Origin of the sequence: Streptomyces sp. NPDC050263 (assembly GCF_040655955.1) — a bacterium.
Lineage (GTDB): Bacteria > Actinomycetota > Actinomycetes > Streptomycetales > Streptomycetaceae > Streptomyces.
Genome location: NZ_JBFAKW010000117.1, coordinates 21,616 through 30,197, shown reverse-complemented (window position 1 = coordinate 30,197; position 8,582 = coordinate 21,616). Strand labels below are relative to the sequence as shown.

Sequence of the window (8,582 nt, the reverse complement as noted above, 5' to 3'; positions counted from 1 at the left end):
AAGTACGTCCAGTACGAGGACTTCCGGCCGGCACGCCGAGAGCACGCACCGGACGCCGCTCCTTGACGGGCGAACGTTGCCTGCCGCGGCACTAGAAGCGCGGGATCAGCCGTAGACCGGGCCCGTGTACTTCTCGCCGGGGCCCTGGCCCGGCTCGTCGGGGACGAGCGAGGCCTCGCGGAACGCGAGCTGCAGCGACTTCAGACCGTCGCGCAGTGGGGCCGCGTGGAAGGAGCTGATCTCGGTCGCGCTCGCGTCCAGCAGCCCGGCGAGGGCCGTCACCAGCTTGCGGGCCTCGTCCAGGTCCTTGTACTTGTCGCCCTCCTCGGTCAGCCCGAGCTTCACGGCCGCGGCGCTCATCAGGTTGACGGCGACCGTCACGATCACCTCGACGGCCGGGACCTCGGCGATGTCGCGGGTCATCTCGTCGAAGTCTGGGTTCTCGGGAGGGGTGTCACTCATGCAGGACACGATAGGCGCAGGGCGCGGCGGCGCCGTATCGAGGCTCGATTGGCCAGTCCTGGCGCGGGCTGCTAATCTCGTGTAACGACCGGTCGGACACGCGTGCCACCCAGCAGGCGATCCGGCCCACAAAGTGGAGGCTCCGAACTCCCACCCGACCGTCCCCAGGGATGGCGGGTCACCCCGGTCAGGCGGCCACCATCGTTCCGTACGGACGATGGAGCCGCCGGTAGTGCGCCCCGCGGCAATCGCGGCGGTGCTCCGGTAGTGCTTGGAGCCCCGCCTGTGATCGTTCGGGGCATTTTTTGTGCTTCGGCGTGGTTATAGGTCTAACGAACACAGACGTTACGCGGCCGTCCGCCAGACCGCCGCGTGGTGCTACCGAGGAGGATCCATCAGCGCCGAGCCCCGCATCAACGACCGGATTCGCGTTCCCGAGGTGCGACTTGTCGGTCCCAGTGGCGAGCAGGTGGGCATCGTCCCCCTGGCCAAGGCACTGGAGCTTGCGCAGGAGTACGACCTGGACCTGGTCGAGGTCGCGGCGAACGCCCGCCCGCCGGTCTGCAAGCTCATGGACTACGGGAAGTTCAAGTACGAGTCGGCCATGAAGGCCCGTGAGGCGCGCAAGAACCAGGCGCACACGGTCATCAAGGAGATGAAGCTCCGGCCGAAGATCGACCCGCACGACTATGACACCAAGAAGGGTCACGTCGTTCGGTTCCTCAAGCAGGGCGACAAGGTCAAGATCACGATCATGTTCCGCGGTCGTGAGCAGTCCCGGCCGGAGCTCGGCTACCGACTGCTGCAGCGTCTCGCGTCGGACGTCGAGGACCTCGGCTTCATCGAGTCGAACCCGAAGCAGGACGGCCGAAACATGATCATGGTTCTCGGTCCGCACAAGAAGAAGACCGAGGCGATGGCCGAGGCCCGTCAGGCGCAGGAGGCCCGCAAGGCCGAGGCGAAGGCCAACCCGGGCCGCTCGCAGAACGCCGCGGACGCCGACGCCGTGAACGCCGAGACCGACGCCGACGCCGTGAGCGCCGAGGCTGACGTCGAGGCCCCTGCCGAGGCTTCCGCCGAGGCGTGATCCGCGGGGCGCGAGTCCCGAGGACATAACCGATTTGCAAGCGACGTTCCACCGTGCCCGGTTTCACGACCGGGCACCGGAACGCCACCGACGAGGAGAGAACGGCGCTATGCCGAAGAACAAGTCGCACAGCGGTGCCAGCAAGCGCTTCAAGATCACCGGCTCCGGCAAGGTGCTCCGTGAGCGCGCCGGCAAGCGCCACCTGCTCGAGCACAAGTCGTCCCGCGTGACGCGTCGCCTCACCGGCAACGCCGAGATGGCCCCGGGCGACGCCGCGAAGATCAAGAAGCTTCTCGGCAAGTGACGCGGCGGCGCATGATCCCTTGATCACCGCGCGCCGTACGTCTGGACCGGGACCCAATCGATTCCGGGCCGTGTGACGAACCACCACGGCCCCGCTACAAGGAGTTAAAAAGTGGCACGCGTCAAGCGGGCAGTCAACGCCCACAAGAAGCGCCGGGCGATCCTCGAGGCGGCCTCCGGCTACCGCGGTCAGCGTTCGCGCCTGTACCGCAAGGCCAAGGAGCAGGTCACCCACTCGCTGGTCTACAACTACAACGACCGCAAGAAGCGCAAGGGCGACTTCCGTCGGCTGTGGATCCAGCGCATCAACGCCGCTGCCCGCGCCAACGGCATCACCTACAACCGCTTCATCCAGGGTCTGAACGCCGCGAACATCGAGGTCGACCGCAAGATCCTGGCCGAGCTGGCCGTGAACGACGCCACCGCGTTCGCCGCGCTGGTCGAGGTCGCGCAGAAGGCCCTGCCGGCGGACGTGAACGCGCCCAAGGCCGCGTGACGCTGCGCCGGCCTTGAGCCGATGTGACCTGGGACCCGCAGGCTTGACGCCTGCGGGTCCTGCTGTGTTCGCGTAGTCGCCGGAGTGCGGGTCGGTGGGGGCTGGTCGCGCAGTTCCCCGCGCCCCCAGGGGGCTGCAGTCCCCTGCGAGTGAAGATCAAGGTGAAACAGAACATGTCCTCCGTCAGCCCCGAGCTGATCTCCCCCCGCTCCCCCCGGGTCTCCGCCGCCCGGCGGCTGGCACGGCGGAACTTCCGGGGCAAGGAGCGGCTGTTCCTCGCGGAGGGGCCGCAGGCCGTGCGGGAGGCCGCCGGGCATGCGGACACGCTGGTCGAGCTGTTCGCCACCGTCGAGGCCGCCGAGCGGTACGCCGACATCGTCGGCGAGGCCCGCGCCGCCGGCGCCCGGGTGCACCTCGCCGCCGAGCAGGTCATCGAGGACATCTCCACCACCGTCACCCCGCAGGGCCTCGTAGGGATCTGCCGGTTCCTGGACACGCCGTTCGAGGAGATCCTCGCCGCCCGCCCGAAGCTCGTCGCCGTGCTCGCCCATGTGCGCGACCCCGGCAACGCCGGCACCGTGCTGCGCTGCGCCGACGCCGCCGGCGCCGAGGCCGTCGTCCTGACCGACGCCTCCGTCGACCTCTACAACCCCAAGGCCGTCCGGGCGTCGGTGGGCTCGCTCTTCCACCTCCCCGTCGCCGTCGGCGTCCCCGTAGAGCAGGCCGTGGCCGGGCTGAAGGCGGCCGGGGTGCGGATCCTCGCCGCCGACGGCGCGGGGGACGACGACCTCGACGACGAACTCGACAAGGGCGCCATGGGCGGGCCCACCGCCTGGGTGTTCGGCAACGAGGCCTGGGGGCTCCCGGAGGAGACCCGCGCGCTCGCCGACGCCGTCGTGCGCGTCCCGATCCACGGGAAGGCCGAGAGCCTGAACCTCGCGACCGCCGCAGCCGTATGTCTCTACGCATCGGCCCGTGCACAGCGTGCCTCCGGAGGGTGCCGCTCCGTCACCGAGAGCTAGTAGGGTGACGAGCTCGAGGGGCCTCTTCCGGGAGGATGGGAGGTGGGGTACTGGGATGAGTGTCGGCACGAGCAGTGCACCAGGAGCGGCCCGACCGCTCGGTGACCTCGCCGAACTCGGCATCGACCCCGACGACCTGCCCGACGGGCTCGTCGTCGCCGACGAGCACGGGCACGTGATCTGCTTCAACGCCGCCGCCCAGCGCATCACCGCCGTCCCGGCCGCCGACGCCCTCGGACAGCGCCTGGAGAAGGCCCTGCCGTTAGAGGACATCGAAGGCCGCCGCTGGTGGCAGTGCACCGACCCCTACGGCGGCCTCGCCATCCGTGTCGGCCAGCCCGAGCGCAACCTGCTGCTGCCCGGCGGACGCGAGGTCCTCGTCACCGTCCGATACGTCCGCACCGAGCCCACCGGCCCCGTCCGCCGCGTCGTCGTCTCCCTGCGCGACACCGAGGCCCGCCGCCGCACCGAGCGCAGCCACGCCGAGCTGATCGCCACCGTCGCCCACGAGCTGCGTTCCCCCCTCACCTCCGTCAAGGGCTTCACCGCCACCCTGCTCGCCAAGTGGTCGCGGTTCACCGACGACCAGAAGCGGCTGATGCTCGAGACCGTCGACGCCGACGCGGACCGGGTCACCCGCCTCATCGCCGAGCTGCTCGACATCTCGCGCATCGACTCCGGGCGGCTGGAGGTGCGCCGCCAGCCCGTCGACATAGGCGCGGCCGTGGGACGGCACATCCAGGCCTACGTCGCCGCGGGCCAGCCCGCCGACCGCTTCCTGCTGCGCCTCGAACAACCGCTGCCCATGCTGTGGGCCGACCCCGACAAGGTGGACCAGGTCCTCAGCAACCTGCTCGAAAATGCGGTGCGCCACGGCGAGGGAACCGTCACGATCGACGTAACGCCCGCCGCCTCCCCCCGAGAGGGAGAGGACATCGGCACATCGGTCACCGTGAGCGACGAGGGCGCCGGCATCCCGGAGGAGTCCATGAACCGCGTCTTCACCCGCTTCTGGCGGGGCAGCAAGCGCGGCGGCACGGGCCTCGGGCTGTACATCGTCAAGGGCATCGTCGAAGCCCACGGCGGCACCATCACGGTCGGCCGCGCCCCCTCGGGCGGCGCCGAGTTCCGATTTACCCTGCCCGTGGGGGCTCCGGCGTATCTCGCCTAGCCGCCCGCGGGCGCATTCGTACACCTCCACCCCGTTAGACTCGGCCTTTGGCACCTTTGTGTCCCATAGACGGCCCTCTGACCTCTGCGTGAGTCGGTGACGGGGACCTTCAGCCTGGGGGCACCTCCCAGCGGTAGCTGGGGGACAATCGGAAGCACGGGAAGAGATGTCGGCACCGAATAAGTCGTACGACCCGGTAGAGGTCGAGGCGTTGAAACCGGAAGAGATCGAGCGCATGCGGGACGAGGCGCTCGCCGCCTTCGCCGTCGCGGACTCGCTCGACGCGCTCCAGGAGGCCAAGGTCGCCCACACCGGCGGCGCCTCCCCGCTGGCCCTGGCCAACCGCGAGATCGGCGCCCTGCCCCCGCACGCCAAGGCCGCCGCCGGCAAGCTCGTCGGCCAGGCCCGAGGCGCCGTGAACAAGGCCCTCGCGGGGCGTCAGGAGGAGCTGGAGGCCGAGCGCGACCAGCGCGTGCTGGTCGAGGAGGCGGTGGACGTCACGCTGCCCCACGACCGTGTGCCGGCCGGCGCCCGCCACCCGCTCACCACGCTGTCGGAGCGCATCGAGGACGTCTTCGTGGCCATGGGCTACGAGGTCGCCGAAGGCCCGCAGGTCGAGGCCGAGTGGTTCAACTTCGACGCCCTCAACATCGGCCCGGACCACCCGGCCCGCGGTGAGGCCGACACCTTCTTCGTGCAGGGCCCGCAGGGCGGCACCGAGTCCGGCGTCGTGCTGCGCACCCACACCTCGCCGGTCCAGATCCGCTCGCTGCTCGGCCGTGAGCTGCCGGTGTACGTGATCTGTCCCGGCCGCGTGTACCGCACCGACGAGCTGGACGCCACGCACACCCCGGTCTTCCACCAGGTCGAGCTGCTCGCCGTCGACGAGGGCCTGACCATGGCCGACCTCAAGGGCACCCTGGACCACATGGTCCAGTCGCTGTTCGGCGAGGGCATGAAGACCCGGCTGCGGCCGAACTTCTTCCCGTTCACCGAGCCGTCCGCCGAGATGGACATGGTCTGTTACGTCTGCCGCGGCGAGTCCGTCGGCAACCCCGACCGGCCCTGCCGCACCTGCTCCAGCGAGGGCTGGATCGAGCTGGGCGGCTGCGGCATGGTCAACCCCAAGGTGCTGGCCGCCTGCGGCGTCGACCCGGAGAAGTACAGCGGGTTCGCCTTCGGGTTCGGCATCGAGCGGATGCTGATGTTCCGCCACAACGTCGAAGACATGCGAGACATGGTCGAGGGTGACATCCGGTTCACTCGGCCGTTCGGGATGGAGATCTGATGCGGGTCCCGCTTTCCTGGCTGCGGGAGTACGTCGACCTGCCGGCCACCGAGACCGGCCGTGACGTGCAGGCCAAGCTCGTTTCGGCGGGCCTCGAGGTCGAGACGGTCGAGCAGCTCGGCGCCGACCTGAAGGGCCCCCTCGTCGTGGGCCGGGTCCTCACCATCGAGGAGCTGGAGGGCTTCAAGAAGCCCATCCGCTTCTGCACGGTCGACGTCGGCACCGCCAACGGCACCGGTGAACCGCAGGAGATCGTCTGCGGCGCCCGCAACTTCGCCGTCGGCGACAAGGTCGTCGTGGTGCTCCCGGGCGCGGTCCTCCCCGGCGGCTTCTCGATCGCCGCCCGCAAGACGTACGGCAAGACCTCCCACGGCATGATCTGCTCCGGCGACGAGCTGGGCATGGGCGACGACGGCAGCCACGGCATCATCGTGCTGCCGCCGGAGACCGAGGTCGGCAAGAACGCCATCGAGCTGCTCGAACTGGTCGACGAGGTCCTGGACATCGCCGTCACCGCCAACCGCGGCGACTGCCTCTCCATCCGCGGCGTCGCCCGCGAGGCCGCCATCGGCTACGGCCTGCCGCTGCGCGACCCCGCCCTGATCGACGTACCGGCGCCGAACGCCTTCGGCTACCCGGTGCAGGTCTCCGAGCCCATGGGCTGCGACCGCTTCACCGCCCGCACCGTCACCGGGCTGAGCCCCGAGGCACGCTCCCCGCTCTGGCTCCAGCGCCGGCTGCAGAAGGTCGGCATGCGCCCGATCTCGCTCGCCGTCGACATCACCAACTACGTGATGATGGAACTCGGCCAGCCGCTGCACGCCTACGACCGCACGCTGGTCCAGGGCACGATCGGCGTCCGCCGGGCCGCGGAGGGCGAGCAGATCGTCACCCTCGACGGGACGACGCGCACGCTGCACGCCGAGGACCTGGTCATCACCGACGAGCGCGGCCCCATCGGCCTCGCCGGCGTCATGGGCGGCGCCGACACGGAGATCGCCGACCACTCGGACCTGGAGAACGCCTCGACCGACGTGGTCATCGAGGCCGCGCACTTCGACGCGGTGTCGATCGCCCGTACGGCGCGTCGCCACAAGCTGTCCTCCGAGGCGTCCCGGCGCTTCGAGCGCGGCGTCGACCCGCAGGCCGCGGCGGCCGCCGCACAGCGCACGGTCGACCTGCTGGTGCTGCTCGCGGGCGGTACCGCCGACGCGGGCGTCACGGAGGTCATCGCCCCGTCCGCCCCGCACACGATCAGCGTCCCGGCCGACCACCCGGACAAGGTCGCGGGCGTGGTGTACGGCCGCGAGACCGTCGTGCGCCGCCTCCAGGAGATCGGCTGCGACGTCTACGGACAGGACGAGCTGCTTGTCACCGTCCCGTCCTGGCGGCCCGACCTCGCCGAGGTCAACGACCTGGCGGAGGAGGTCATCCGGCTGGAGGGCTACGAGAACCTGCCCTCCACGCTGCCCAAGCCGCCCTCGGGCCGCGGTCTCACCCACCGCCAGCGGCTGCACCGCCGCGTCGGCCGCGCCCTGGCCGGCGCCGGCTACGTCGAGGCGCCGAACTACCCGTTCATCGGCGAGGGCGTCTTCGACCAGCTCGGCCTGGCCGCCGACGACCCGGCCCGCCGCGTCGTCAAGCTCACCAACCCGCTGAACGACGAGGAGCCCGCGCTGCGCACGTCGCTGCTGCCGGGCCTGCTCGCCGCCCTGCGGCGCAACGACGGCCGGGGCAGCCACGACCTCGCGCTGTTCGAGACCGGACTGGTCTTCCACCCGCGCGAGGAGCCTGCGGTCGCCGGTCACCTGCCGGTCGACCGCCGCCCCACCGACGAGGAACTCGCCTCGCTCGACGCCGTGCTGCCCGAGCAGCCCCGCCATGTCGCCGCCGTCCTCGCGGGCGCCCGCGAACAGGCCGGCTGGTGGGGCAAGGGCCGTCCGGCGGACTGGGCCGACGCGATCGAGGCGGCGCGCGCGGTCGCCCGCGAGGCCGGGGCCGAGCTCATCGTCCGCAGCGGTCAGTACGGGCCGTGGCACCCGGGCCGCTGCGCCGAGTTCGTGGTCGTCGCGGACGGCGCCGAGCGGGTCGTCGGTCACGCGGGCGAGCTGCACCCCCGCGTGCTGAAGGCGCTGAGCCTGCCCGCGCGCACCTGTGCGATGGAGCTGAACCTCGACGTCCTGGAGGCGGTCGGCAACGACACCCCGCAGGCGCCGAGCATCTCCACGTTCCCGGTCGCCACGCAGGACGTCGCCCTCGTCGTCGACAAGTTCGTGCCGCACACCGACGTCGAGTCGGCGCTGCGCGAGGGCGCGGGCGAACTGCTGGAGGGCATCCGGCTGTTCGACGTCTACGAGAACGCGGAGCAGCTGGGCGAGGGGCGCAAGTCGCTCGCGTACGCGTTGCGCTTCCGCGCGGGGGACCGGACGCTGACCGTCGACGAGGCGTCTGCTGCGAGGGACGCCGCGGTTGCCCTCGCGGGCGAGCGGACGGGAGCGGTTCTGCGGGGCTGATGCCGGGTGCGGGTGCGGGTGGACTGTGGCTTGTCGCGCAGTTCCCCGCGCTCCTGGGCGGGCCGCGCTCACGTCTGTCAGAGGCGTGGGGAACCGCGCGATCAACGGAGTATGGCCGAGCCGCCGTTTCTTGAGGGGGAGCCGGCGGCTCGGCGAACCTCTTGCGAGGCGTTCCAGTCAACCGGCCGGAAACGCTCAGCGACAGCGCGCGCACGCTGCGAATGCGCGCATTGCGTTCAC

The 8,582-nt window shown here is 70.9% G+C and carries 8 protein-coding genes; 7 read left to right on the top strand and 1 reads right to left on the bottom strand.

The window, feature by feature from the left end; all coding sequences use genetic code 11:
- Nucleotides 1–105: 105 nt before the first annotated feature.
- Nucleotides 106–462, bottom strand: coding sequence for a DUF1844 domain-containing protein (locus tag AB0J04_RS36015; RefSeq protein ID WP_363172817.1), 357 nt, complete (start codon nt 460–462; stop codon nt 106–108).
- A 394-nt stretch (nt 463–856) separates the two neighbouring features.
- Between AB0J04_RS36015 and infC the strand changes: the two genes are divergently transcribed.
- From infC to pheT, 7 genes are all read left to right on the top strand, one after another.
- Nucleotides 857–1,549, top strand: a complete 693-nt coding sequence (gene infC / locus AB0J04_RS36010; RefSeq protein WP_363172820.1) for a translation initiation factor IF-3 — start codon at nt 857–859, stop codon at nt 1,547–1,549.
- A gap of 109 nt (nt 1,550–1,658) precedes the next feature.
- Complete coding sequence (rpmI, locus tag AB0J04_RS36005; protein ID WP_003977225.1) at nt 1,659–1,853, top strand: 50S ribosomal protein L35; 195 nt, start codon at nt 1,659–1,661, stop codon at nt 1,851–1,853.
- A gap of 111 nt (nt 1,854–1,964) precedes the next feature.
- Nucleotides 1,965–2,348, top strand: coding sequence for a 50S ribosomal protein L20 (gene rplT, locus AB0J04_RS36000; RefSeq protein WP_020132316.1), 384 nt, complete (start codon nt 1,965–1,967; stop codon nt 2,346–2,348).
- A gap of 173 nt (nt 2,349–2,521) precedes the next feature.
- Nucleotides 2,522–3,370, top strand: coding sequence for an RNA methyltransferase (locus AB0J04_RS35995; protein WP_363172816.1), 849 nt, complete (start codon nt 2,522–2,524; stop codon nt 3,368–3,370).
- Nucleotides 3,371–3,425: 55 nt separating this feature from the next.
- On the top strand, nt 3,426–4,541 hold the full coding sequence (locus AB0J04_RS35990) for an ATP-binding protein (protein ID WP_363172815.1): 1,116 nt from the start codon (nt 3,426–3,428) through the stop codon (nt 4,539–4,541).
- 166 nt (nt 4,542–4,707) lie between these two features.
- Nucleotides 4,708–5,829, top strand: coding sequence for a phenylalanine--tRNA ligase subunit alpha (gene pheS / locus AB0J04_RS35985; RefSeq protein WP_363172814.1), 1,122 nt, complete (start codon nt 4,708–4,710; stop codon nt 5,827–5,829).
- On the top strand, nt 5,829–8,342 hold the full coding sequence (pheT, locus tag AB0J04_RS35980) for a phenylalanine--tRNA ligase subunit beta (RefSeq protein WP_363172813.1): 2,514 nt from the start codon (nt 5,829–5,831) through the stop codon (nt 8,340–8,342). Before pheS ends, pheT begins: the two co-directional genes overlap by 1 nt.
- Nucleotides 8,343–8,582: the final 240 nt, after the last annotated feature.